Here is a 23045-nt window from a genome sequence, read left to right on the forward strand (position 1 = left end):
CTTACTTCATTGGAGACGTCCACTTTCGCGCGGGTATCAGACCGCCGAGCCGTAAAGATCATATGCGTCGGCGCGGTCGACCTTGACCGTGACGATCTCACCGGCGCGCAGCGGCCGGCGCGACTGGATATGCACCGATCCGTCGATCTCGGGCGCGTCATATTTGGTGCGGCCCTTGGCCGAGGTGCCGTGCGCCTCGTCGATCAGCACCGGCAGCCGCTTGCCGACCTTTCTGGCGAGCTGCGCTGCCGAGATCTTCTGCTGGCGCTGCATGAAGCGGTGCCAGCGCGCCTCCTTGACCTCCTGCGGCACCTGCTCGAGGCCGAGGTCGTTGGAGCGCGCGCCTTTGACCGGTTCGTATTTGAAGCAGCCGGCGCGGTCGATTTTTGCTTCGTCCAGCCAGTCCAGCAGCATCTGGAAATCGTCTTCCGTCTCGCCGGGGAAACCGACGATGAAGGTCGAGCGGATGGCAAGATCCGGGCAGGTTTCGCGCCAGCCGCGGATACGCTCCAGCGTCTTTTCGCCATGGGCGGGACGGCGCATGTTCTTCAGCACCTGCGGCGAGGCATGCTGGAAGGGGATGTCGAGATAGGGAAGGATTTTTCCCTCCGCCATCAGCGGAATGACGTCGGCGACATGGGGGTAGGGATACACATAGTGCATGCGTATCCAGATGCCGAGCTTGCCGAGCTCCTCGGCGAGGTCGAGGAATCTTGCCCGCACCTCGCGATCGCCGAACAGGCTCGTCTGGTACTTGATGTCGATGCCGTAGGCGCTGGTGTCCTGCGAGATGACCAGGATTTCCTTGACGCCGGCCTTGGCGAGCTTTTCGGCCTCGCGCAGCACATCCGCCGCCGGCCGCGAAACGAGGTCGCCGCGCAGCGCCGGGATGATGCAGAAGGTGCAGCGGTTGTTGCAGCCTTCCGAGATCTTCAGATAGGCGTAGTGGCGCGGCGTGAGCTTGACGCCCTGGGGCGGCAGCAGATCGACGTAAGGGTCGTGACTGGGAGGTGCTGCCTCATGCACCGCCGCCATCACGCTCTCATAGGCCTGCGGTCCGGTGATCGCCAGCACATTGGGGTGCTTCTCGCGGATGACCTCCGGCTCGGCACCGAGGCAGCCGGTGACGATGACGCGGCCGTTTTCCGAAAGGGCGGAGCCGATGGCGTTGAGTGACTCGTCGCGCGCGGAATCGAGGAAGCCGCAAGTGTTGACGACGACGAGGTCGGCGCCGTCATGCTTGCGGGCGATCTCGTAACCCTCGGCGCGCAGCCGCGTGATGATGCGCTCGGAATCGACGAGCGCCTTCGGGCAACCAAGACTGACGAAACTGACGCGGGGCGCGGACATTAGCGATTTTTCCAAGAGACAAGGGAGCGAGATCGCAATCCGGCCAAGGCCTTAATATCGATCTGCGCTGTGCGGCTTAGCCAATTCGCGCGGCGCAATAGCACGCTTCCGCAATCAAGCAAACCGGCCAATTGGCCGCGCGGCGGGCGTTGCCGGCCCGAGCGGCCCCTTACCACCCTTTGCCAGGAAGCTTTTCAATGACCATCCGGCCCGAACCAGGGCGCCAGGAAAGCGAAATGGTCGGGAAACTGCTGCACGGCGCCTTCGAGCAGCATGTTGATCGCGACGTATAGAATGATCAGCAGGCCGATATAGGCAATCCAGCGATATTTTTGCAGCAGGCGCGCTACAAAGGAAGCGGCAAAGCCCATCAGCGCGATCGATAGGGCCAGGCCGATGACGAGCACCGTCGGGTGCTTCATGGCGGCGCCGGCAACGGCCAGCACATTGTCGAGCGACATGGAGACGTCGGCGATGACGATTTGCCAGGCGGCCTGCGAGAAGGTCTTGCGCGGCGTCTTGCCGGCGATCATCCGATCCTTGTTGTAGTCGTCATTCGCCAGCGCTTCGGTCGCGTCAAGTTCGTCTTCGGGGCTGACGCGCAACTCGCGCCACATCTTCCAGCAAACCCACAAGAGCAGCAGGCCGCCTGCAATGAGCAGCATCGGCCCGATGCTCAGCAGCCATTGCGTGATCAGGGCGAACAAGATGCGAAGGACGGTGGCCGCGGCAATGCCGACGAGAATGGCTCGCTTGCGCTGATCGGCCGGCAGGCCGGCTGCCGCCAGGCCGATCACGATTGCATTGTCACCTGCAAGCGCGAGGTCGATCGCGACAACCTGGAAAAGGGCCGAAAGGCCTGCGGCAGTAAATATTTCCATAAACTAGAAATCCTTGCCTGGGCGGGCGTCGCGAATTGTCCAGAGGGGGCCTAAAGGCACGCTGTATCAGCGTCAAGACAGTGATTCAGGATCGGCCGGAAAACAACTTTCCTCGCGCCCGGTGCAAAGAATTTTAGCCGAACGCCGGCAGCAGGGGACGGCCGATGGCTAGTCGTAAAGATTGTATTTTGCCCAGTCGGTTTCCGGGATCTCGTCGCCGATCTTGTAACGGAACTGCAGCACTTGCATGTGGTCGGGTGCGGTCTGGCACTTGAATTTCAGCCGGAACCATTGACCCTTGCTGCGAAAGGCGGCGCCTGGGCTCCTTATCGCATCGGCGCTCATCTGCGGTGTGGCGAAGGCATAGGCCACGACTCGATCGGCTTTGTAGTTGTGATCGTCGTGGCTGATCCGGTCGAGCACTTCGGCGTCGCAACGCTGCTCGAGACGAGTCTGCGGATCGAGTTTCAGCAGGCCGGCGCGCAACGCGTTGTCCATCGCCTTGGCCGGCCAGGCCAGCGTCAGGGACGCCAAGACCATCAGGCAGAGCTTTTTCATGGGCGCGACAAGCAGCATATTTTGTCTGAGAAATCAACCAAACGCACGCGCTTGTGAGATTGGTGCCGGCCGGGATTCACCGGCTCGTGATTCGAACCCCGCCGGCGGCCGTACGGCCCCAAAATGCCCGCCGCGAGCAAATTCGGCCCGGCCGCTTTTTACGGCCGCGTCAGGCGATAGCGTTCTCTGTTGCAGCCTCTTCCGCTGCGCTGTCGTCTCCGCTTCCTGCGTCTGGCACCTGGATGTCGCCCGAGCCGGTCGGGGGAAGCACGGTGATGTCCATTCGGGCAATGCGGGACGCTGCCCGACCTTGCGCGCCCGGCTCGCTGTTGCCTGTGTCAGCAACCGAGACTTTGGCGAGATGGCCAACACTTTCGGCGCTCTTGCCGGGGAAGGTTTCCTCGGACGGCGTCTGAGGTCTGAGGTTACGCTGCACCACGCCAGCGCTGTGCTGGTTTCCAACAGGGGAGGTCATGGCTGTGGCTCCGGTGAATGACGGGACCTGTTTAGCACAGCGGACTGGTGCCAGCCTTGCGACCGGAGAGGCCGTCGGCTTGCGCAATCGGGTATGGCGACCGCTACGGAGAGGATAGCCGCGCGTATACAGCACCCACGATGCCGCGACGGTGGCTCGACGACCCAGGCGCCAAGCAAGCGCATTCGTCTAGCTGCGATCGTCCTCAGTTCTGGCAGTCATGGTCCGCCGGAAGTAATCACCCAGGAAGCCTCTGTGCTGCACCTAAAATGCTCCGCTGCAGGGCGGCGCTATACGTTCCGTCGTTTGCGAAATGGTCCCACATGGAGAAGCAGGCCGTGAGTGCGGCCAGAGCGAGAATTGTGCGCATTGGAACTCCCCACAAGCGCCCGAAGACGCGCAAGGGTACGTTCCTCTCGGAATGCAAGATATTGCCTATATAGTAGGTGGCCTCAGCGTGATCTCTACGCCGATCGCGAGTCCGAAAGCGGTATATTCTAGTAAGCGGACGGCAAAGGCTGCGCTAACTTGGCGGAGGGAGTGGGATTCGAACCCACGGTGAACTTGCGCCCACGCCGGTTTTCAAGACCGGTGCCTTAAACCGCTCGGCCATCCCTCCAACTAATTGCTTTTATTGCGCTTTTCGGTTTTTGCTAACTGGCTGAAATGGCCGGTTGCTACGCAGATTGCAACTATTTGGCTTTCCGTTCGCTGCTTATAGCCGCCTGCAACGCCGCGTCAACTTGCTCGGCTGCGATAAAGGTCGAGCGTGATGCCGATCGTCGACTGCCCAAGGCGCTCGCTGGCAACCTTCGGGTGAACCCCGGCTGACAACATCTGCGTAGCATGGGTGTGCGGGAGGTCGTGAAACCGGATACGGGGCAGGGCTGTCTTACCAAGGACCCTGCCCCACTCATGCGTCAGTGAACGCGGCTGCAATGGCTGGCCGTCGGCCTTCAGATCCCGCGGCTGGCAAAGTCTCGGCATGTCGGAGGCAACGCCGCATGACTGCTTACCGATCCGCCGCTGCTTGGATCGACCAAGCCTTGGGCTGTCTCGCTGAAGCCGTCGAGCGCATGCCCGACGATCGCTTCCTCGCCGAGCATGCCGCCGCGCACGACGCACCGCGGTCGCTGTCGGTCAATATGGTGCCTGCCGTGCTGGAGCGGGAGTGGTGGCGCCGATGGGTCGCGACGAGTGAACTCGGCCGACGAGCCTGAGAGATCACATGCCAAGAGTCTGCCAGCTTTCCGGCTGACGCGTCACCTCGACCAAAACCGCCGCGGCCTGCTCAACCTCGTCGGCCGCATGGTCGACCTGTTCGAGCTTTTTCGCCAGACGGTCGTGCAGCATGGAAAGCCGTGCCGCATGGTACACGGCGCTCCGCTTTCGGCCGTCCGAGTTGAGCGGTTCGAACATCACCATAGGGATGTCTCCTTACGGCACGCTTGTCGGCGGCACGATCTTCAGCAGTCGCCTTCTGGCAGCCTTCGCGCGCCGATGTTCGGCCCGGATACGGCTGCAAAGGGCGAGGCCGACCGCGAGCCCGCAGCTCTCGTCGAGCATCGTCTTGCCTGATTGAGAGAGATCTCTGCGCGCTTCGCGCGTTGCCTGGCGACTGCTTGCTCCAACACTACCAATTCAACCATACTGCCGCATCCTCACGGTTAGCGATCCCTTCTAATGGAGAACTGTGGCCTATCCCTTTGGTTCCGCTGACTGAATGTCGCGCCCTCCGGTGCGGATCCGGATGCGGTGACCTGGGGTCAAGCGACGCTGCCTCACGGGCATCTTGGGCCGTGGGTTGAGAAACAGCCTGGCCTGTCTCGTTCCATGGCGCTCAAATGCATGGTGCTGGCGCGGGAGTATCAGGAGCACCGGCAGGCGGCATATGCGCAGCAGGCCACAGAGAAGCGCCAGAGCGCGCCCGGCTTCGTTCGGCTCATCCTTCTACCTGTGGCTGGTCAAATCTGGAGCGAGGTCCTGCTACAATTCGGTTATGGCAGTCCGAATAGCGATTGTCCTGGCGCTTCTCTTCGCCTTCGCCTACGGATTCGCAAAACTCGCGGAACGTTATGGCGGCTTGGGCGGTAAGCCACCCTCTCGGTGTGAATTGTCAAACCCCGCTTGCTCAAACCCGAACGCGCCGCCAGCAAAGTCGCCTGCAAAGGCCGCGCGGTAGCCGCGCAAGCTTTTAGCCGCTCTTCCTCAACCTCACGCCGGCGCCGCCGTTCTCAGCGATGAACTCGACGCCGGCGGCTTCCAGGGCGCGCTGGATTGCGTGTAGGTTGCTGGCCCCCGGAATGCGTTGCCCCTTTTCGAAGGAAACGACGGTGTTCCGGGAGATCTTCGCGGCCTCAGCAAGTGCCGCCTGGTCGAGTTCAACAAGCCCGCGCGCGGCCCTGCATTGTGCTGGCGCTTCGCTCAACATCGGCAAAGTTTGCTGGTTTGCTCTGTGGCAGAAATGTCACGCAACTCGAATATGCGGTGCTTCAACTGCTGCGCGCTTATTATCCAGCTAAGCGAGGCGTATCGTTATTGATGGGCAAGGGGCGACGCACCTGACCGCACACGCGTTTCATTACCTCCCGAACTGGCGCCCACTGCGGAGAACGTAGTGGGCGTTTTCTTACCCTCTGAAGGTGAGCCCTTGGCCCGGCGCCGGCCTGACTACTGTATGTGAATCATTTTGTACGCCAGTTAAGCAAAACAGATGGTTTCTTCAAGCTTTAGCTAATATAGATGAGCCAGGCCATCCGTTCGATCTAGGAAGCCTCTGCCGAGGCTCGTGCTAGGGTCCTGCTCGGCGCAAGATTTCGGCGCCATGAGCGCCGGTTGGAAAAGGAAGTCCCCCTCCAAAAAAGCTGCCCCTCCATCCGGCGCTCATCCGTGCGTCTTTGCGGCAGTTCCCGCCATAATCTCGCCCGGTTCCGGCCATAATCGATTAACATCGTGATAAACAATTCCTGTGCAAAAGGGATTGGGGATCAAGGTGTCGCTAACGTTCGTCGGCTTGGCTCCGCGAACTGGCAGCGAGAGGGGACAATAGAAAAATGCAGACCTCGGCGCGCCCGCGTCTTCGTCGCGCTCCTGCTTTCGCGCTGTGCGCTGTATCGGCGGCTCTGCTCGCCGGCTGCGGGTCGACGCCGCAGCCTAGGGCGATGCTCGACAAGCGGCCGCACTCCAAGGAATATTTCGCCGAATCCGAATATGGCGTGAAGGCGAGCCCGCGCGTCGCCTTCATGCGGCGCGGCGGCGGGCGCGACCAGCTCGGCAAGCCCTATCAGGTGCGCGGCAAGTGGTACTACCCGAAGGAAGAGAAGCACTACGCCAAGACTGGCCTGGCCTCCTGGTATGGTGACGCCTTCCACGGCCGCCTGACCGCCAATGGCGAGGTCTATGACACGGCGCAGCTAACGGCGGCGCACCCGACAATGCCGCTGCCGAGCTACGCCCGCGTCACCAATCTCGACACGGGCAGTTCGGTGATCGTGCGCGTCAACGATCGCGGCCCCTATCATGAAGGCCGCATCATCGATGTGTCGCAGCGCGCCGCCCAGATGCTCGATTATGCCAATGTCGGCACCGCAAGGGTGAAGGTCGAGTATGTCGGCCGGGCGCCGCTGGACGGCAATGACGACCAGTATCTGATGGCGTCCTATCATCCCGGCAACAGGCGGCCGGATCCGTCCGATGGTCTGCCGACCGGCGTGATGATCGCCATGAACGGCCCGTCGCCCAGCATCCAGACGGATGCGCCTCAGGCCGCCGTGCCGTTCCCCGGCAAGCTCACCAATTCGGGGCAGGCCTTCGCCGCGCAGCCGGGCCTCTCAGAGCAGCCGGCTCTGGCCGAGCAGCCAGCGATGTCGGCGCAGGCGCCGGGCGACGGCGATGTCACCTTGCCTGATTTCGGGCCGATCGTGCCGGAGCGGCCGGAATTCAGGCTGCCGCCGAACTCGCCCTTTGCCATGGCCTCGCTGTCCTATGCGGATGAGCGCGTCAATCGCGCCGATGTCTTTGCCGCCCTCGACACCAGCGGCATGTCGCCGGCCGACATCCTGCGGTCGTGGAAGAAATCGAACCGCCAGGAACAAGCGCCGGCCTCGGACTATATCGCGGCTGGCTCCTTCGACGATGCCGCCGAGGCCAAGCGCGTGGCGACGGCCCTCGAGCCCTTCGGCCGGACCGAGATCCAGCGCACCGAACTCGACGGCAACGACTGGTATGCGGTCAACGTCTATCCGGATGGCCACGGCAGCATCGACGACCTGCTGCGGGCAGCCTGGTCGCATGGGGCGCCGGACGCATTGGTTGTGCGAAACTGATCAATTTCGCGCGCAGTTGATCGAGCGGAAAAAACCCTGATAGCTTGGCCGGGCTTACCAACAGCTCTCTTGGCGCGGAAAATTTGACGGGTCGGATGTGCTTGCGTTGACAGATCGCATGCCTTGCAGATTGGCCGAAACGCTCGTCGCGTCGTCATCCTGGGGCGAAGCAAGGAGCGCAGCGACGCGGCGCAGACCCCAGGATCCATGCCGTGACCTCAAGGCACCACTACGGTGCAGAATTCTGCTTCGTTGCATTCCTCAGCCGCGGTTACGGCCTGGATCCCAGGGTCTTCGCGACGGAGCTTCGCTCCTGCTTCGCCCTGGGATGACGAGGTTCGGGAGACCTCGGCCAATCCCGAACGTTTCCGATAGCTCACTCAAAGAGAAGGCTAAGATATTGGCAGCCGGCAGGCCTCAAACCTGTCAAACATATGTCGAAGAACGCGCACTAGCAGGTTGAGCTTTATGCAATTTCGCCTTTTCCCGCTCGTTACGGCGCTCTGCCTGTTGCTCACACTCTCTCCGGCAAGCGCGCAGCTTTTCGAGACCAAGGCGGCCCAGGCCTTCATGATCGATGCCGACACCGGCACGGTGCTTTTCGCAAAAGATGCCGACAAGCCGATCCCGCCGGCCTCCATGGCCAAGCTGATGACGATGGAGATGGTCTTCAACGCTCTCAAGGCGAAGCGGATGACGCTCGACGACACCTTCGTCGTCAGCGAAAACGCCTGGCGCACGGGCGGCGCGCCGTCGGGAACCTCGACCATGTTCGCCAAGCTCAAATCGGCGGTCCGCGTCGAGGATCTGATCCAGGGCGTCACAGTGCAGGCCGCCAATGACGGCTGCATCGTGCTTGCCGAAGGCATGGCGGGCTCGGAGGCGAATTTCGCCGCGCAGATGACCGAGCGCGCCCGCGAACTCGGCCTCTCGAAATCGACCTTCGTCAATTCGACCGGGCTGCCGGCCGACGGCCAGCAGACGACGGTGCGGGAACTGACGATGCTGGCGCTGCATATCTGGCGCGACTATCCGGAGTTCTTCCATTATTATGGCCAGCCGGACTTCACCTGGAACAAGATCTCCCAGCGTAACCGCAATCCGCTTTTGGCCATGGGCATCGACGCCGACGGTTTCGTGGCCGGGGCGAGCGAGTCCGCCGGTTTCGGCATTGTCGGCACGGTCAGCCACAACGGCATCCGCGTGATTGCGGCGCTGAGCGGGCTGGCGAACGATCGAGAGCGCTCCGAAGAGGCGCGCAAGCTGCTCGACTGGGGTTCGCGATCCTTCCAGAAGACGGAGATCTTCGCCAAGGACGAGGTTGTCGGCGAAGCGCAGGTCTTCGGTGGCGCCCAATCCGGCGTGGCCTTGAAAGCCAAGGGCCCGGTGGACATCTTTCTGCCGATAGCCAACCGCGACAAGCTGACCGCCAAGATCGTCTATGACGGTCCGGTGGCGGCGCCGGTGGAGGAGGGGCAACCGGTCGGGGAATTGCGCGTTTGGATAGGCGACACGCTCAGCCAGCGGACGCCGCTTTTCGCCGCCGAGTCGGTGAAAGTCGGCACGCTGCCGCAGCGCGCGCTCGACGCGGCCAAGGAACTGGCTGTCGGCTGGCTGCGTCAGAAACATTTGTGATCGGGCAGGCTCGTGGACCTTTTCTCGGACGGGAGCTATGACAGCGGCCAGCGTGAGCAAAGGCATTCTCGGTTGACGAGCGGATTTTTCATCACCTTCGAAGGCGGCGAAGGAGCCGGCAAGTCGACGCAGATCGAGCGGCTGGCCCGGCGCATGCGCGCCAAGAAGTATGAAGTGCTCGTTACGCGCGAGCCGGGCGGCTCGCCGGGCGCCGAAGCGGTGAGACACGTGCTTCTGTCCGGCGCTGCCGAGCCCTTCGGCCCGAAGATGGAGGCGATCCTCTTCGCCGCCGCGCGATCCGACCACGTCGAGCAGGTGATCCGGCCGGCGGTCGAGAGCGGCTCGATCGTGCTGTGCGACCGTTTCATGGATTCCTCGCGCGTCTATCAGGGCATCACCGGCGGGCTCGACCCGGATTTCATGGAAGCGCTGGAGGCGGTCGCCATCAACGGCATGGTCCCCGACATGACGCTGATCTTCGACATCGATCCGGCCGAAGGCCTGAAGCGCGCGGCGGCGCGCCGCGGCGCGGGCGACAGCGCCGACCGTTTCGAGAAGGAAACGCTCGCCGTCCACCAGCGCCGGCGCGAGGCCTTCCTGGCGATCGCCGAGGCGGAGCCGGATCGCTGCATCGTCATCGATGCGTCGGCCGATCCGGAAACGGTGGAGAATGTCGTTACCGCGGCGGTGTTCGCGGTGCTGGAAAGGCGGATGCCGGTGCAAAGGAAGCAGACGGCGCCCGCATGATCTTCGAACGCATCGCCCCGGAACAGCACGATACGCTGGACGGCGTACCCGAGCCGTCGGAAACGCCGCGGCTTATCGGCCACTCTCAGGCAGCGAACATGCTTGCCGCCGCCTACCGCGCCGGCAAGCTGCCGCATGCGCTGATCCTGGCCGGGCCGCTCGGCATCGGCAAGGCGACGCTCGCCTTCCATCTGGCGCACCATCTTCTGAAATATCCGGACTTCAAGGCTGCGCCCGACACGCTCGCCGTACCCGATCCGTCATCGTCGCTGTTTCGCCAGATCGCCACCGGCGCGCATCCTTCGATGCTGCATCTCACGCGTCCGGCCAACGACAAGACCAAGAGCTTCAAGACGGTGCTCACCGTCGACGAGATCCGCAAGGTCAATCGCTTCCTGGCGATGACCTCGCATGACGGCAGCTACCGTGTCGTTATCGTCGATCCGGCGGACGACATGAACACCAATGCCGCCAACGCCTTGCTCAAGAATCTCGAGGAGCCGCCGGCGCGCACCCTGTTCATCCTCATCGTGCATGCGCCGGGCAGCCTTCTGCCGACGATACGGTCGCGCTGCCAAATGGTGCGGCTGACGCCGCTCGCCGCCGACGAACTGATGGCGGTGCTCGAAGGTATCGAACCGCCGCCGCCAGACGATCCGGCGGCGCGCACGGCACTGGCTGAGCGGGCAGGGGGCAGCGCCCGCAACGCGATCCTGCTTACCCAATATGGCGGGCTGGAAATCGCCGGTGCCCTGGACGCCCTAGTGGCGGCGCAGAAGCCCGACATTGCCGGCGCGCACCGCCTCGCCGAGGCCGTCGCCGGCCGCGACCAGGCGATCCAGTTCGATATCTTCAATCGTCGCGCGCTCGATCTTCTATCGGAGGCCGCTAGCGAAGCGGCTTTAGCCGGCGATCTTGCCAAGGCCAAAACGCTGTCCGAGGCTTGGCACGAGGCTCTGAACACGATATCTGAAGCCGAGACCTACAATCTCGACAAGAAGCAGCACGCCCTGACCATGATCGACCGCCTGAAGTCTGCACTGCGAATGTGACGGTTTTCTTGATGCATGCCGTTGCCCCAAAACCGGGCGCCGCTTTTGGGCGGCATGCATCGGCCTCGGGATGGCAATCGCCATGCCGATAGGATATCCACCGCCACGGCTTCCATTCAGACATTCATGACGGTTCATTCATGTCACGCGACACATTCTACATCACGACCGCGATCTCCTACCCGAACGGCAAGCCGCATATCGGCCATGCCTACGAGCTGATCGCCACCGACGCACTTGCCCGCTTCCAGCGGCTCGACGGCAGGCAAGTCTACTTCCTGACCGGCACCGATGAGCACGGCATCAAGATGCTTCAAACGGCCCGAAAGGAAGGCATTTCGCCGCGCGAGCTCGCCGACCGCAACGCGGCCGAGTTCAAGCGCATGGCGAGCGCGCTCAATGCCTCCAACGACGATTTCATCCGCACCACGGAAGAGCGGCACTACGCCTCCTCGCAGGCGATCTGGAAGGCGATGGCCGCCAATGGCGACATCTACAAGGGCGGCTACGCCGGCTGGTATTCGGTGCGCGACGAAGCCTATTACGGCGAGGAAGAGACCGAGGTCCGCGACGACAATGTGCGCTACGGACCGCAGGGAACGCCTGTCGAATGGGTCGAGGAGGAGAGCTATTTCTTCCGGCTTTCGGCCTATCAGGACAGACTGATCGCGCTTTACGAAAGCCAGCCCGACTTCATCGGCCCGGCCGAGCGCCGCAACGAGGTGATGCGGTTCGTCAAGTCGGGGCTGAAGGACCTGTCGATCTCGCGCACCACCTTCGACTGGGGCGTCCCGGTGCCGGGCGACGAGAAGCATGTGATGTATGTGTGGGTCGACGCCTTGACCAACTACATCACCGCTGTCGGCTATCCCGATGAAAACGCTGAAAAATGGCGTTTCTGGCCGGCGGACGCGCACATCATCGGCAAGGACATCGTGCGCTTCCACGCCATCTACTGGCCGGCCTTCCTGATGTCGGCGGGAATTCCGCTGCCCAAGCGCGTCTTCGGCCACGGCTTCCTGTTCAACCGCGGCGAGAAGATGTCGAAGTCGGTCGGCAACGTCATCGACCCGTTCACTATGGCGGAGCACTACGGCGTCGACCAGGTGCGCTATTTCTTCCTGCGCGAGGTGCCGTTCGGCCAGGACGGCAACTACAGCCACGAAGCGATCGTCAACCGCACCAATGCCGATCTCGCCAACGGCCTTGGGAATCTGGCGCAGCGCTCGCTGTCGATGATTGCCAAGAACTGCGGCGGCGCGGTGCCGAAGCGCGGCGACCTTACCGAGGCCGATACAGCGATCCTCGACCAGGCCGTTGAGGCGCTTGCCGTGGCGCGCAGGGCAATGGCGGAGCAGGGCATCCATCTGGCGCTGGCCGCGATCTTCAGCGTGGTGGCCGAAGCCGATCGCTACTTCGCGTCGCAAGAGCCCTGGGCGCTCAGGAAGACCGACCCCGAGCGCATGGAAACGGTGCTGTGGACGACGGCCGAAGTCGTCCGGCGGGTGGCGGTGCTTTGCCAGCCCTTCATTCCCGGATCGGCCGCAAAGCTGCTCGACGTTTTGGCCGTGCCGGCGGACAAGCGCAAATTCGAGCACGTCCACGCCGAGTATGCGCTCGTGCCCGGCGCCGCTTTGCCGGCACCCCAAGGCGTGTTTCCGCGTTATGTCGAGCAGGACACCAAAGCCTGATGCTCGTCGACAGCCATTGCCATCTCGATTTTCCAGACTTCGCCGAGGAGCGGGCGGCCATCGTCGCCCGCGCCCTGGCCGCCGGGGTCGGTCGCATGGTGACGATCTCGACGCGCGTGAGGCGTTTTCAGCAAGTACTTGAAATCGCTGAAACTTTTAACGAAGTCTATTGCTCGGTCGGCACTCATCCACACCAAGCGGCGGAAGAGCTCGACTTGACCGCCGACGAGCTGGTGCGGCTTTCCAGCCACCCCAAGGTGGTGGCGATCGGCGAAGCCGGCCTCGACTACTTCTATGATCACGCGCCGCGTGATGCGCAGGCGCAAGGGTTGCGCACCCACATTGCGGCCGCGCGCCGGACCGGGCTGCCGCTCGTGATCCATTCGCGCGATGCCGATGACGACATGGCGGCGATCCTGGAAGACGAGACGGGGAAGGGCGCCTTCCCCTTCATTCTGCATTGTTTTTCATCCGGGCGCAGGCTGGCCGAGGTTGGCGTGGCGCTGGGCGGTTATGTCTCTTTCTCGGGCATCCTGACCTTCAAGAACTCGACCGAACTGCGCGCCATCGCCGCCGATGTGCCGCGCGAGCGGCTGCTGGTCGAGACCGACGCGCCTTACCTGGCGCCGATCCCGCATCGGGGGAAACGCAACGAGCCCGCCTTTGTCACAAACACGGCAAAGGTGCTCGCTGAAACCATCGGTGTCAGCGAGGCCGAGATCGCAGACATCACCACGGAAAATGTCTTCCGGCTATTCACCAAGATGCCGCGCCCGGACATGCGGGGCGCCTGAGAGATGAGCGACCGGCTGCGCTTCACCATTCTCGGTTGCGGCTCGTCGCCCGGCACGCCGCGCATCACCGGCGACTGGGGCAATTGCGATCCCAAGAATCCGAAGAACAGGCGCATGCGCACGGCGGCTCTTGTCGAGCGGATTGCCGGGAATGGCGGCCGCACGACGGTGGTCATCGACACCGGGCCGGATTTCCGCGAACAGATGCTGCTCGCAGCGGTCAGGCGGATCGACGCCGTCGTCTATACCCATCCGCATGCCGACCACATCCACGGCATCGACGACCTGCGCGGCTATGTGCACGAGCAGCGGCACCGCATCGACATCCACGCCGACGAGCCGACGATGGGACGGCTGCGGCAGGCGTTCAGCTATTGCTTCGAGACGCCGCCCGGGAGTTCCTATCCGCCGATCGTCAAGCCGCATCTGATCGACCATGCCAGGCCAGTGGTGGTCGAAGGCGAGGGGGGTCCCCTCACCCTTGAGCCGCTGCCGCAAATCCATGGCGACATCATCTCGCTGGGCTTCCGCGCCGGCGGCATCGCCTATTGCCCCGACATCAGCGATTTTCCGGCCGCCACCGCCGAACGGCTGCGCGGCCTCGACGTGCTGGTGATCGACGCCCTGCAATACAACACGCATCCCAGCCATTTGTCGCTCGGCCAAGCATTGGGCTGGATCGACAAGCTCGCGCCAAAACGCGCCGTGCTAACGCATATGCATGTGCCGCTGGACTACGCCGCCGTGATGGCCGAGACGCCGGACCACGTGGTGCCGGCCTATGACGGCATGGCGATCGAAATTCCTTACGAGTCAGCGTTGTAGAGACGCTTGTTCATTTGGCTGTTCGGTTTGCTTGGATCGGCGCAGCACGTTAGCTGCGCTCCGATTAGCCCGAAGCCAATCCGACCGATGGGCTGCACGGCGTTTGAATTGCGCCTCGTCCGCAGCATTTCCGGCGGCAGCGTGCTGGGGGTGGACCGAAAAACGCAGCGGATTTCCAGATGCGCGCTTAGCGCCACAGTTCCATAATCTATCTTATGCGACTTACGGTTCAGTCGAATTAGCTATGGTGGGCAATCCGTCACCGTGACCAAAATCAGGCTTGGATCAGGCCTCCTCGATCTTTTCCCCGGGTTCCATGCCGCCGCCGGACAAAGCCCATTGACCAGAAAACACCCCACGGTCGCTTGGCATCTTGCAAAGCAGATAGGCGCAATCGTTCTCGATAAGCGGACAGACGATGATCCTCTGCTTCATTGCGGTCCTCGGATTTCTGATGATCACTCACTGTAGCAAGCGCACTGCCCCAAGGCGACATGGCCGATGCGGAGTGCCTATGCCACCTCTCGCCGCCGGATCACTGCAGGTCCGACAGCTCATCATCGAGGATCAGCGCTTGCCGGGCCGTCGCATCGAGCACGCAGCTGACGATGATGTTGCTTTGACGATCGGTATTGACGGTTTCGGCGGACCCTTCCGCCGCGCAGCGCGCGTCGCGGTAGGCGATCCAGGCGCGCTGCATCTTGCGATAACCCTCCCGCGCCTTTGGCGCGGCCTTGGTCATCAGCACCGCATAGGTCGTATTGAGGCGATCCTCCCACACCTGGACCTCGCGGTTGGCGCAATCGATCAATCCAAGTTCTGACTGGCCGTCGTCGCTCTCGAAAGAGCACAACTCGGTCACGTAATTGATGCACGAGGCAGGCTCGTGTCCGGCGAGCTTGATTGCGTTGTCGATTTGGATGGCCGGCGTCGGCGTATCGTTCACCCCGGGAACGACGCCTGGAAAGGCGCCGACATATTTCAGGCATTCGGCAAGCGCCGCCTTGTCCGAGGTATGTAGTTTCTCCTCGGCCGCCGCAGGCGCCAAGGTGACAAGCAGCAAACAACAACCCGCCAGCATGAGAACACTCTTCATCGCCATAGCCCCATTTTGTTGCGCCAGGCGCGAATTGTCGCAAAACTCCGGGCTGAAGTAACTACCCTGCCCCAAGCCGCCGTCGCACCGGGGGAGCAACAATGAAGGCATCCAGAAAATGATCGCGTCGCCTTCCTTTCTCGGCTTTCCCGATCGGCTCGCCGAAGGCCGCGTGCCCCGTGCGGTGATCTTCGGAGCCGGTCACGGCAGCACTTACCCAGGCAAGGACAGCGGTGGCTATGCCTTGGCCGCCAACGCCATCCGCGCTGCGAGCCAGGACGATGCCTCGCTGGTCGAGCACTGGGATTTCGATCTCGGCGGTCCGCTGTTCGACGGCGGGCCGGTCTGCTGCATTGATGCCGGCGACATCTTGACCGTCATGCACGACGATGCCGGCAACCGTGCCAGGATCGAGGCTAAGACGCGGGAGGTTCTGGCAATGCCGGCCGTGCCGATCCTGATCGGCGGTGACGATTCGGTGCCCATTCCCTTCCTCGCCGGCTTTGCGGATCACGGACCGGTCTGGATCCTGCAGATCGACGCCCATATCGACTGGCGCGACGAGGTGCATGGCGAGCGCTACGGCTATTCGAGCCCGATGCGCCGAGCGAGCGAGATGCCGCATGTCGCAGGGATCGTGCAGGTCGGCATCCGCGGCGTCGGCAGCGCACGCCTCGGCGAAATCGAATCGGCGCGGCGCTATGGCAGCCGCTTCGTGACCGCCCGCGAGGTCCACGCCCAAGGCGTCGAAGCTGCCCTCCGCCATATTCCGGAAGGCGCGCGGGTCGTCGTCACCCTCGACTGCGACGGCCTCGATCCCTCCATCTTGCCGGGCGTGGCGGCGCGTACGCCCGGCGGCCTCAGCGACACAAGAAGGTGCGCGCGATGCTGGTGCCGGTAAAGACCAGGAACACAGAGGCGAGCGACAGGCCCATGACGGCGCAGAAGGCCCAGAACATTGTCTTTGCGCCTGCGGCCGACATCGTCTGCATCTTGAACGAGAAGATCATGACGAAGGCAAGCGGCGCCAGCATCACCACCCATTTCAGCGGGCTGGAGAAGATCGGCACATAAAGCGCCGGCGTCGAGGCTACGGCCAAAGCGACAAGGCCGGTGACGACGAGGCCGAGGCCCATATAGTTGTAGACGCGCAGCATGTGCTTGCGCAGGCCCTCGTCATAGACCGCGCCGGTCTGGACGCCGCTGCCCGTTCGGTATCCGAGATTGGGGCTGTTCATTCGGGTTCTCCTTGCTTGTGTCGGTTCGACCGGGTTTTTCAGTAGAGTGTTTGGGCCAGCTTCTCGGCGGCGCGGTCGAGATCACCCGCATCACCGCGTCCGACGACGGCGTAGGCGACCTCGCCGATCTGGAAATAGGCGGACGAGATGTCGTCCGAGGGCGCGACGGTCGGCTTCACCACGTCGAACGTGCCCGGCCTGATCGCGAACAGCGACACCAGCCCGAGGTCCTTCGTCTCAATCGCCATCTCGACGCTCGGCCCGAAGCGCGACGGATAGATCTGGACGTCGCGGATCTTCCAGTCGTCGGGCAATGAAGGCATGACGATCGCGGTCGCGGCGCGGATCTCGTCGGCATTGTAATTTGGCGCTTCGGCCTGGGATGGCATCGTCTCGCGTACCAGCGTCGTCCGGTGCGCGCTCACCGCTTCCTCGACATAGGCGGGCGGCTGCGTCGAGGCGACCACTTTGGTGACGGCGATCGGCCCGAAGAAACCGTTCGCAAGCCAGCCCGCCGCCACCAGCACGGCGGCCGCCGCGGCCCGCTGCAGCACGGACAGGACACGATCCCGGGCAAGCGCCCTCTCCAGCCGCCGCGCCGCTTCGGTCGTTGCCGGGCGCGCCATGCCGTTTGGTCCGGCAAGCGCCACGCGCAGCTCGTCGCGGGTTCTCAGATCGGACATCACGCGCGCTGCCACTTCCGGACGCGCGGACAGGAACGCCTCGACCTCGATGCGGCGCGCAGCATCGAGCTGATCGTCGACATAGGCGTCGAGGTCGTTATCGGTAACAGGATCGACGATAGCGGTCATGATTCACCTCCCACGATCCTCAAGTGGTTTTTGCCGCGGACCGGAGCGCCCTCCTCCATCTCGCGCAGCGCGGCACGCGCGCGGCCGATGCGCGACATCAAGGTTCCAAGCGGCACGCCGCTGACCTCGGCGGCGTCGGCGTAGCTCAGCCCTTCGATGGCAACGAGATGCAGGGCGCTTCGCTGCTCTTCCGGCAACGCCAGGAAGGCCCCGCGCACTTGCGAGAGGCGAACCGAATGGTCTTGGGACGCCGGCACGCTTTGATCGGCAAGATGGCTGGCCTGCTCGATGCGTGCCGCCTCGGACCGGCGTGAACGTATGCGATCGACGAAGATGTTGTGCACGATCGCGAGCAGCCAGGCGCGCGGGTTACCGCCGACGCGAAAGGTCGCGCGGCGTTCATAGGCGCGCACGAGCGCATCATGGACCAAATCCTCGGCATCGGCGCTGTCGCGCGTCAGCGAGCGCGCATAGCGCCGCAGCGAACCCAACTGCCCGACAATATCGAAGCGTGCCATCGACCGTTTCATGCCCTGATTACGGAACAGGGCAAGGTTTTAATCCCGGTGACGCGTGATTTCTGTTTTGACCGATGGCGACTTCAGCCTTCGCCGGCATCCGGTGTGTAGGAAACCGCTGGCGAAGCGCGGCCGATTTGCGTATCACTCCGCCGCCATTGGAGCTCCATCGATGTTCGAAAGCCTGCAGCCCGCGCCCGCCGACAAGATCCTTGCCCTCATCGGCCTCTATCGCGCCGACACGCGCCCCGGCAAGGTCGACCTCGGTGTCGGCGTCTACAAGGACCGCGACGGCAGGACGCCGGTGATGCGCGCCGTGCGCGAGGCCGAGAAGCGGCTGCTCGCCAGCCAAGACACCAAAACCTATCTCGGCCTTGCCGGCGATACCGGCTTCAACGCCGCGATGATTAAGCTTGCCTTCGGCGAGAAGGCCGACATGTCGCGCATTCGAGCCGCACAGGCGCCCGGTGGCTCCGGCGCGCTGAGGCTCGTGGCCGAGCTTCTGCAGCGCACCCGGCCCGGCACGACGGTCTGGCTGTCCGATCCGACCTGGCCGAACCATCTGCCGGTGATGCGCGCCGCCGGCCTGCAGGTGCGCAACTATCCCTACTTCGATGCTGCTTCCGGTGCCGTCCGCTTCGACGACATGCTGGCGGCGCTGAAGACGGCCAACAGCGGCGACGTGGTGCTGCTGCATGGCTGCTGCCACAACCCGACCGGCGCCAATCTCGATATTGCGCAATGGGCGAAGGTTGCGGACGTCCTGCTGGAGCGCGGCCTGCTGCCCTTCGTCGACATCGCCTATCAGGGCTTTGGCGAAGGCCTCGACGCCGACGCTGCCGGCCTGCGCCTGCTTGCCGACAAGGTGCCGGAAATGGTCGTCGCCTCGAGCTGCTCGAAGAATTTCGCGGTCTATCGCGACCGCGTCGGCGCCGCGATGATCATGGCGAAGGACGGCGCCCAGGCGGATGTGGCGATGAGCCAGATGCTGGCGGCGGCGCGCGCGCTCTATTCGATGCCGCCGGATCATGGCGCTGCCGCCGTGCGCATGGTGCTCGAAGACGCCGACCTCAAGAAGGATTGGGAGACGGAACTTGAGGAGATGCGGCTGCGCATGCTTCGGCTGCGCGTCGCCTTCGCCGAGGCGCTCAGGCGGCAGTCCAACTCCGACCGCTTTGATTTCGTCGCCAGCCATCGCGGCATGTTCTCCCGCCTTGGGCTGACAGAAGCGCAGGTCGAGCGGCTGCGTACCGAGCATGCCGTCTACATGGTGGGCGACAGCCGCATCAATGTGGCCGGCCTGCCGGAGGACGGCATGGACGATCTCGCCAAGGCGATCGTCTCGGTGCTCGACTGAGTGCCGGCGCAGCTGTGGACAACAGGCTTTTGACCGCCGGCGGGATTGGTCGCCTGCCGCTGCGCGCGCTAGGGTTTACGGCATGAAGCCCTCGAAGGACATCTCCCGGCTGATCGAGATCATGGCGGCGCTGAGAGCGCCGAAGACCGGCTGTCCGTGGGACATCGAGCAGAATTTCTCCACCATCGCGCCCTACACGATCGAGGAAGCCTATGAGGTGGCCGACGCGATCGCGCGCGGCGATTTCGACGATCTGCGCGAGGAACTGGGCGACCTTTTGCTGCAGGTCGTCTACCACGCGCAGATGGCGGAAGAGATTGGCGAATTTGCCTTCGGCGACGTCGTCGAGGCCATCACCACCAAGATGATCCGCCGCCACCCGCATGTCTTCGGAGACGAGAAGGCGCGCAGCGCCGGCATGGCCAAGGGCATGTGGGAGAAGATCAAGGCGGCGGAGAAGGCCGACAAGCGCAACGCCCGCATTGCTCGGGGGCTCGATCCTGAAGATCACGGCAAGGGTTTTCTCGACAGCGTGCCGGTTGCGCTCCCAGCGCTGACCCGCGCGCTGAAGCTGCAGGAGAAGGCCGCCCGCGTCGGCTTCGACTGGAGCGAGGCAGCGCCCATCCTCGACAAGATAGAGGAAGAGATCGGCGAATTGCGCGAGGCGCTGGCCAAGGGCGACGCTGCCCCAATCAAGGACGAGTTCGGCGATATGCTGTTTGCCATCGTCAATCTCGGCCGTCATCTCAAGCTTGATTCCGAAGCCTCGCTCGGCGGCACAAATGAGAAGTTCCGCTCGCGCTTCCATTATGTGGAGCAGGCATTGGGGGCTTCCGGCAGTTCGCTGGAGAAGGCGACGCTTGATGAGATGGAAGCGCTTTGGCAGCTGGCCAAAAGCGAAAAATAAGTGTTTGTTCTACGCAATTCCGGACGGAAAACCGCTACACACTTTTCCCGGAATTGCTCCGTCGTTAGGCGCTGTTCTTGCGGTGCAGCCGGCTCTCGATCTCCTGCCGGGCGCTGTGTGTCGCCGTCAGTGAGATGGTGACGCTGCCGTCCTCATTGTCGGTGCGCGAAACGACGTCGCCGTTGCGGTAGAGCCAGTCGACCTGGCCGAGCTGGGCGGGGTTCAGCGTCACCGTCATTGTCTCAAGCTCGCCTGACACTCTGGTTTCGATGAGCGCCTTCAGCGCGTCGATCCCCTCGCCGGTCGCCGCCGATATCGCGATCGGCGGCGCCTTGCCGCCGGCGCTTTCGGCAAGCAGGCGCTCGCGATTGCCTTTGTCGAGCAGGTCGATCTTGTTCCACACTTCGATGACGCGATCTGTGTCGGCCGCGTCGACACCGAGATCGCCAAGAATGCGCTCGACATCCTCGGCCTGCGCCGCGGTGTCGGGGTCCGAGATGTCACGCAGATGCAGCACGAGATCGGCCTCGACAACCTCTTCCAGCGTCGCCCGAAAGGCTGCTACCAGATGCGTGGGCAGGTCCGAGATGAAGCCGACCGTGTCCGACAGGATGATCGGCGTGCCGTGCGGCAGGCGCACGCGGCGCAGCGTCGGATCGAGCGTGGCGAACAGCATGTCCTCGGCCAGAACCCCTGCCCCGGTCAGCCGGTTGAACAGCGTCGACTTTCCGGCATTGGTGTAGCCGACGATCGCTACAACCGGGAATGGCACCTTCTTGCGTTTGGCGCGGTGCAGGTCGCGCGTGCGGCGAACCGTTTCCAGCTCATGCTTTAGCTTGGTGATCTTGTCCTGCAGGATGCGCCGGTCCGACTCGATCTGCGTTTCGCCGGGACCGCCAAGGAAACCCGCGCCGCCGCGCTGCCGTTCGAGGTGGGTCCAGCTCCGCACCAGCCGGCCCTTCTGGTAGTTGAGATGCGCCAGCTCGACCTGGAGGGTACCTTCCTTGGTCCTGGCGCGCTCGCCGAAGATCTCCAGGATCAGCCCGGTGCGGTCGAGCACCTTGGCGTTCAGCTCCTTTTCGAGATTGCGCTGCTGCACCGGCGTCAGCGGGTGGTCGACGATGACCAGTTCCGCCTTGCGCTCCTTCACGATGTCGGCGAACTCCGCTACCTTGCCGCTGCCGAGCAGCGTCGCCGGGCGCGGGTCGTTGACCGTCACCACCGCAGTGTGGACCGGATCGAGATCGATGGCGCTGGCGAGCCCGACCGCCTCGTCGTGGCGGGCATCCGCCGAGCGGCTCAGGCGCGGGCGGCTCGAATCGTCGTCGCCACGCGGCTGGCGCGCAAGCACCGGCACGATAACGACCGCCCGGGTCGGATCCTTGGCTTCCGGTCCGAGTTGGTGCCCTTGCTTTCCGCGAACGCTGCGGTCCGCGTCCTTCTCACGTGCCAATCAGGCGCCCTGGCCTTCCTCGCCATCGAACATCTGAACCGGCTGGCTCGGCATGATCGTGGAAATGGCGTGCTTATAGACGAGCTGGGAATGCCCGTCGCGCCGCAACAACACACAAAAATTGTCGAACGAAGTGACGACGCCGGTCAGCTTCACGCCGTTGATGAGGAAGATGGTAAGTGGATTCTTGCTCTTGCGAACTGAATTCAGGAACAGGTCCTGAAGGTTTTGCGATCGTTCCGCCATTGTTTTTGTCTTTCGCCGATCCCCTTCGGTCTGCAGGCCAATGCGCCAAATTACGCGGCGCCTGTCAAGCCAGCAAACCCCCTCTTGCCGTCAGCGCGGCAAGCAGAACGAGATAGTTGAGGTTCATTCCACCTTTGCGGTTATCAGGCTGGACTTTTTTCCGCAATGTCAAAAAATGCCTGCCGCAACGAAAGTGTCATAGAGCCGGGATGGCCGTTTGCGATCGGCGCGCCGTCGATTTCGACCACTGGCATGGCGATCGTCGTCGCGGAACTGATGAAAGCCTCGCGCGCGGCCTTGGCTTCGGCGACCGAAAATCCACGCTCTTCGACCTTCAGACCGAGCTTGGCGGCGACATCGAACAGCGTCGTGCGCGTGATGCCGCGCAGGATGCCGTGCTCGGCAGGCCGCGTCACCAGAACGCCGTCGCGGGTGACAATCCAGGCATTGGACGAGCCGCCTTCCTTGACCGTGCCGTCGGTGTCGACGAACCAGGCTTCTTGAGCGCCGGCTTCCTTGGCCTTCTGCTTGGCGAGCACATTAGGCAAAAGGCCGGTGCTCTTGATGTCGACGCGGTCCCAGCGATTCTCCGGCACCGTGATGACCTTGATGCCGGTCTCGACCCGCTTGGCGGCGGCAGCGGGATCGGCCTTGCGGGCGGTTATGACCAGAGCCGGCTTGGTGTCCGCCGCCGGAAAGAAGAACTCGCGGCTGGCGACGCCGCGCGTCACCTGGAGATAGACGAGGCCGTTGACGACATGGTTGCGGCGCACCACCTCGCGCAGCAGCAGCGGCAGCACGCCCTCGGAGACGGGCCAGGCGATCGACAGTTCCTTCAGCGAGCGCTTGAGCCGGGCAAGATGGCGCGGCATGTCGACGATGTAGCCGCGCGCCACCTCGCAGACCTCGTAGACGCCGTCGGCGAACTGGTAGCCGCGATCCTCGATGTGGACGCGGGCTTGAGCATGGGCGACGTAGCGCCCGTTGACATAGGCAATGCGCGGCATGGAAACCCCTCGGAGCTGTTCGGCTTTCTTAGGCGATTCCGCCGCTGCCGTAATGAACAATCGGGTGGACCAAGCGGT

Annotated in this window: 25 protein-coding genes, 1 tRNA gene and 2 pseudogenes; 11 read left to right on the plus strand and 17 right to left on the minus strand. The window is 63.4% G+C overall.

Annotation, left to right across the window (positions count from 1 at the left end; translation table 11 throughout):
- Window positions 1-36 precede the first annotated feature (36 nt).
- The 6 genes from rimO to RFN28_RS08915 all read right to left on the minus strand — a co-directional run bounded on the left by rimO (window position 37) and on the right by RFN28_RS08915 (window position 4251).
- A complete protein-coding gene (gene rimO, locus RFN28_RS08890; protein ID WP_320287007.1) occupies window positions 37-1350 on the minus strand; it encodes a 30S ribosomal protein S12 methylthiotransferase RimO in 1314 nt (437 codons plus the stop codon).
- Window positions 1351-1544: 194 nt separating this feature from the next.
- Window positions 1545-2231 carry a TerC family protein gene (locus tag RFN28_RS08895; protein ID WP_320287008.1) on the minus strand — a complete coding sequence of 229 codons (687 nt, stop codon included), beginning with the start codon at window positions 2229-2231 and terminating at the stop codon, window positions 1545-1547.
- A gap of 168 nt (window positions 2232-2399) precedes the next feature.
- Window positions 2400-2807 (minus strand): DUF930 domain-containing protein, encoded by a 408-nt coding sequence (locus RFN28_RS08900; protein ID WP_320287009.1) that lies wholly within the window; start codon window positions 2805-2807, stop codon window positions 2400-2402.
- Window positions 2808-2958: 151 nt separating this feature from the next.
- Window positions 2959-3264, minus strand: coding sequence for a hypothetical protein (locus RFN28_RS08905; protein ID WP_320287010.1), 306 nt, complete (start codon window positions 3262-3264; stop codon window positions 2959-2961).
- A 529-nt stretch (window positions 3265-3793) separates the two neighbouring features.
- Window positions 3794-3883 (minus strand) — tRNA-Ser (locus RFN28_RS08910).
- Window positions 3884-4002: 119 nt separating this feature from the next.
- Entirely contained in the window at window positions 4003-4251 is a 249-nt protein-coding gene (locus tag RFN28_RS08915; protein ID WP_320287011.1) for a tyrosine-type recombinase/integrase, read from the minus strand.
- Between the two features lie 17 nt (window positions 4252-4268).
- On the opposite strand from RFN28_RS08915, the gene RFN28_RS08920 reads away from it, so the two are divergent.
- Window positions 4269-4484 (plus strand): hypothetical protein, encoded by a 216-nt coding sequence (locus RFN28_RS08920; protein WP_320287012.1) that lies wholly within the window; start codon window positions 4269-4271, stop codon window positions 4482-4484.
- A gap of 4 nt (window positions 4485-4488) precedes the next feature.
- On the opposite strand, the gene RFN28_RS08925 is transcribed toward RFN28_RS08920, so the two are convergent.
- The 3 genes from RFN28_RS08925 to RFN28_RS08935 all read right to left on the minus strand — a co-directional run bounded on the left by RFN28_RS08925 (window position 4489) and on the right by RFN28_RS08935 (window position 5695).
- Window positions 4489-4689: a hypothetical protein gene (locus tag RFN28_RS08925; RefSeq protein ID WP_320287013.1), complete on the minus strand. Its 201-nt coding sequence runs from the start codon at window positions 4687-4689 to the stop codon at window positions 4489-4491.
- 12 nt (window positions 4690-4701) lie between these two features.
- Entirely contained in the window at window positions 4702-4830 is a 129-nt protein-coding gene (locus tag RFN28_RS08930) for a hypothetical protein (RefSeq protein ID WP_320287014.1), read from the minus strand.
- A gap of 628 nt (window positions 4831-5458) precedes the next feature.
- On the minus strand, window positions 5459-5695 hold the full coding sequence (locus tag RFN28_RS08935; protein ID WP_320287015.1) for a helix-turn-helix transcriptional regulator: 237 nt from the start codon (window positions 5693-5695) through the stop codon (window positions 5459-5461).
- A gap of 622 nt (window positions 5696-6317) precedes the next feature.
- On the opposite strand from RFN28_RS08935, the gene RFN28_RS08940 reads away from it, so the two are divergent.
- The 7 genes from RFN28_RS08940 (at window position 6318) to RFN28_RS08970 (ending at window position 14333) form a co-directional block, all read left to right on the plus strand.
- Window positions 6318-7589, plus strand: a complete 1272-nt coding sequence (locus RFN28_RS08940; protein ID WP_320287016.1) for a septal ring lytic transglycosylase RlpA family protein — start codon at window positions 6318-6320, stop codon at window positions 7587-7589.
- 468 nt (window positions 7590-8057) lie between these two features.
- Window positions 8058-9224, plus strand: coding sequence for a D-alanyl-D-alanine carboxypeptidase family protein (locus RFN28_RS08945; protein ID WP_320287017.1), 1167 nt, complete (start codon window positions 8058-8060; stop codon window positions 9222-9224).
- A 72-nt stretch (window positions 9225-9296) separates the two neighbouring features.
- Entirely contained in the window at window positions 9297-9971 is a 675-nt protein-coding gene (gene tmk / locus RFN28_RS08950; RefSeq protein ID WP_320287018.1) for a dTMP kinase, read from the plus strand.
- Window positions 9968-11023, plus strand: coding sequence for a DNA polymerase III subunit delta' (locus RFN28_RS08955; RefSeq protein WP_320287019.1), 1056 nt, complete (start codon window positions 9968-9970; stop codon window positions 11021-11023). The genes tmk and RFN28_RS08955 overlap by 4 nt, the downstream gene beginning before the upstream one ends.
- A 140-nt stretch (window positions 11024-11163) precedes the next feature.
- The gene (metG, locus tag RFN28_RS08960) at window positions 11164-12714 is read left to right on the plus strand and encodes a methionine--tRNA ligase (RefSeq protein ID WP_320287020.1); all 1551 of its coding nucleotides are present in this window, start codon (window positions 11164-11166) and stop codon (window positions 12712-12714) included.
- Window positions 12714-13508 carry a TatD family hydrolase gene (locus RFN28_RS08965; protein ID WP_320287021.1) on the plus strand — a complete coding sequence of 265 codons (795 nt, stop codon included), beginning with the start codon at window positions 12714-12716 and terminating at the stop codon, window positions 13506-13508. The genes metG and RFN28_RS08965 overlap by 1 nt, the downstream gene beginning before the upstream one ends.
- Window positions 13509-13511: 3 nt before the next feature.
- Window positions 13512-14333, plus strand: a complete 822-nt coding sequence (locus RFN28_RS08970; protein ID WP_320287022.1) for an MBL fold metallo-hydrolase — start codon at window positions 13512-13514, stop codon at window positions 14331-14333.
- Between the two features lie 285 nt (window positions 14334-14618).
- Here RFN28_RS08970 and RFN28_RS08975 read toward each other — a convergent pair whose 3' ends face one another.
- Together RFN28_RS08975 and RFN28_RS08980 are read right to left on the minus strand one after the other, a co-directional pair.
- The gene (locus RFN28_RS08975; protein WP_320287023.1) at window positions 14619-14768 is read right to left on the minus strand and encodes an NUDIX hydrolase; all 150 of its coding nucleotides are present in this window, start codon (window positions 14766-14768) and stop codon (window positions 14619-14621) included.
- A 100-nt stretch (window positions 14769-14868) separates the two neighbouring features.
- Entirely contained in the window at window positions 14869-15540 is a 672-nt protein-coding gene (locus RFN28_RS08980; protein WP_320287024.1) for a lysozyme inhibitor LprI family protein, read from the minus strand.
- Between the two features lie 7 nt (window positions 15541-15547).
- Between RFN28_RS08980 and RFN28_RS08985 the strand changes: the two are divergent.
- A pseudogene (locus RFN28_RS08985) lies at window positions 15548-16300 on the plus strand (arginase family protein); the annotation flags it as partial.
- 1 nt (window position 16301) lies between these two features.
- Here RFN28_RS08985 and RFN28_RS08990 read toward each other — a convergent pair.
- The 3 genes and pseudogenes from RFN28_RS08990 to RFN28_RS09000 form a co-directional block, all read right to left on the minus strand.
- A pseudogene (locus RFN28_RS08990) lies at window positions 16302-16667 on the minus strand (Bax inhibitor-1 family protein); the annotation flags it as partial.
- Window positions 16668-16705: 38 nt separating this feature from the next.
- A complete protein-coding gene (locus RFN28_RS08995; protein WP_320287025.1) occupies window positions 16706-17479 on the minus strand; it encodes an anti-sigma factor family protein in 774 nt (257 codons plus the stop codon).
- Window positions 17476-18009 (minus strand): sigma-70 family RNA polymerase sigma factor, encoded by a 534-nt coding sequence (locus RFN28_RS09000; RefSeq protein WP_430677571.1) that lies wholly within the window; start codon window positions 18007-18009, stop codon window positions 17476-17478. Before RFN28_RS09000 ends, RFN28_RS08995 begins: the two co-directional genes overlap by 4 nt.
- Window positions 18010-18169: 160 nt before the next feature.
- On the opposite strand from RFN28_RS09000, the gene RFN28_RS09005 reads away from it, so the two are divergent.
- Both RFN28_RS09005 and mazG read left to right on the plus strand, forming a co-directional pair.
- On the plus strand, window positions 18170-19354 hold the full coding sequence (locus RFN28_RS09005) for an amino acid aminotransferase (RefSeq protein WP_320287027.1): 1185 nt from the start codon (window positions 18170-18172) through the stop codon (window positions 19352-19354).
- Between the two features lie 82 nt (window positions 19355-19436).
- Window positions 19437-20261 carry a nucleoside triphosphate pyrophosphohydrolase gene (gene mazG, locus RFN28_RS09010; RefSeq protein WP_320287028.1) on the plus strand — a complete coding sequence of 275 codons (825 nt, stop codon included), beginning with the start codon at window positions 19437-19439 and terminating at the stop codon, window positions 20259-20261.
- A 64-nt stretch (window positions 20262-20325) separates the two neighbouring features.
- Here the strand turns inward: mazG and hflX are convergent, their stop codons facing one another.
- From hflX to RFN28_RS09025, 3 genes are all read right to left on the minus strand, one after another.
- The gene (gene hflX, locus RFN28_RS09015; protein WP_320287029.1) at window positions 20326-21714 is read right to left on the minus strand and encodes a GTPase HflX; all 1389 of its coding nucleotides are present in this window, start codon (window positions 21712-21714) and stop codon (window positions 20326-20328) included.
- A complete protein-coding gene (hfq, locus tag RFN28_RS09020) occupies window positions 21715-21960 on the minus strand; it encodes an RNA chaperone Hfq (RefSeq protein WP_066989720.1) in 246 nt (81 codons plus the stop codon). It abuts the gene before it with no gap.
- A gap of 143 nt (window positions 21961-22103) precedes the next feature.
- Window positions 22104-22967: a D-amino-acid transaminase gene (locus tag RFN28_RS09025; RefSeq protein WP_320287030.1), complete on the minus strand. Its 864-nt coding sequence runs from the start codon at window positions 22965-22967 to the stop codon at window positions 22104-22106.
- Window positions 22968-23045 lie beyond the last annotated feature (78 nt).

Origin of the sequence: Mesorhizobium album, from assembly GCF_033977205.1 — a bacterium.
GTDB classification, from domain to species: domain Bacteria; phylum Pseudomonadota; class Alphaproteobacteria; order Rhizobiales; family Rhizobiaceae; genus Mesorhizobium; species Mesorhizobium album.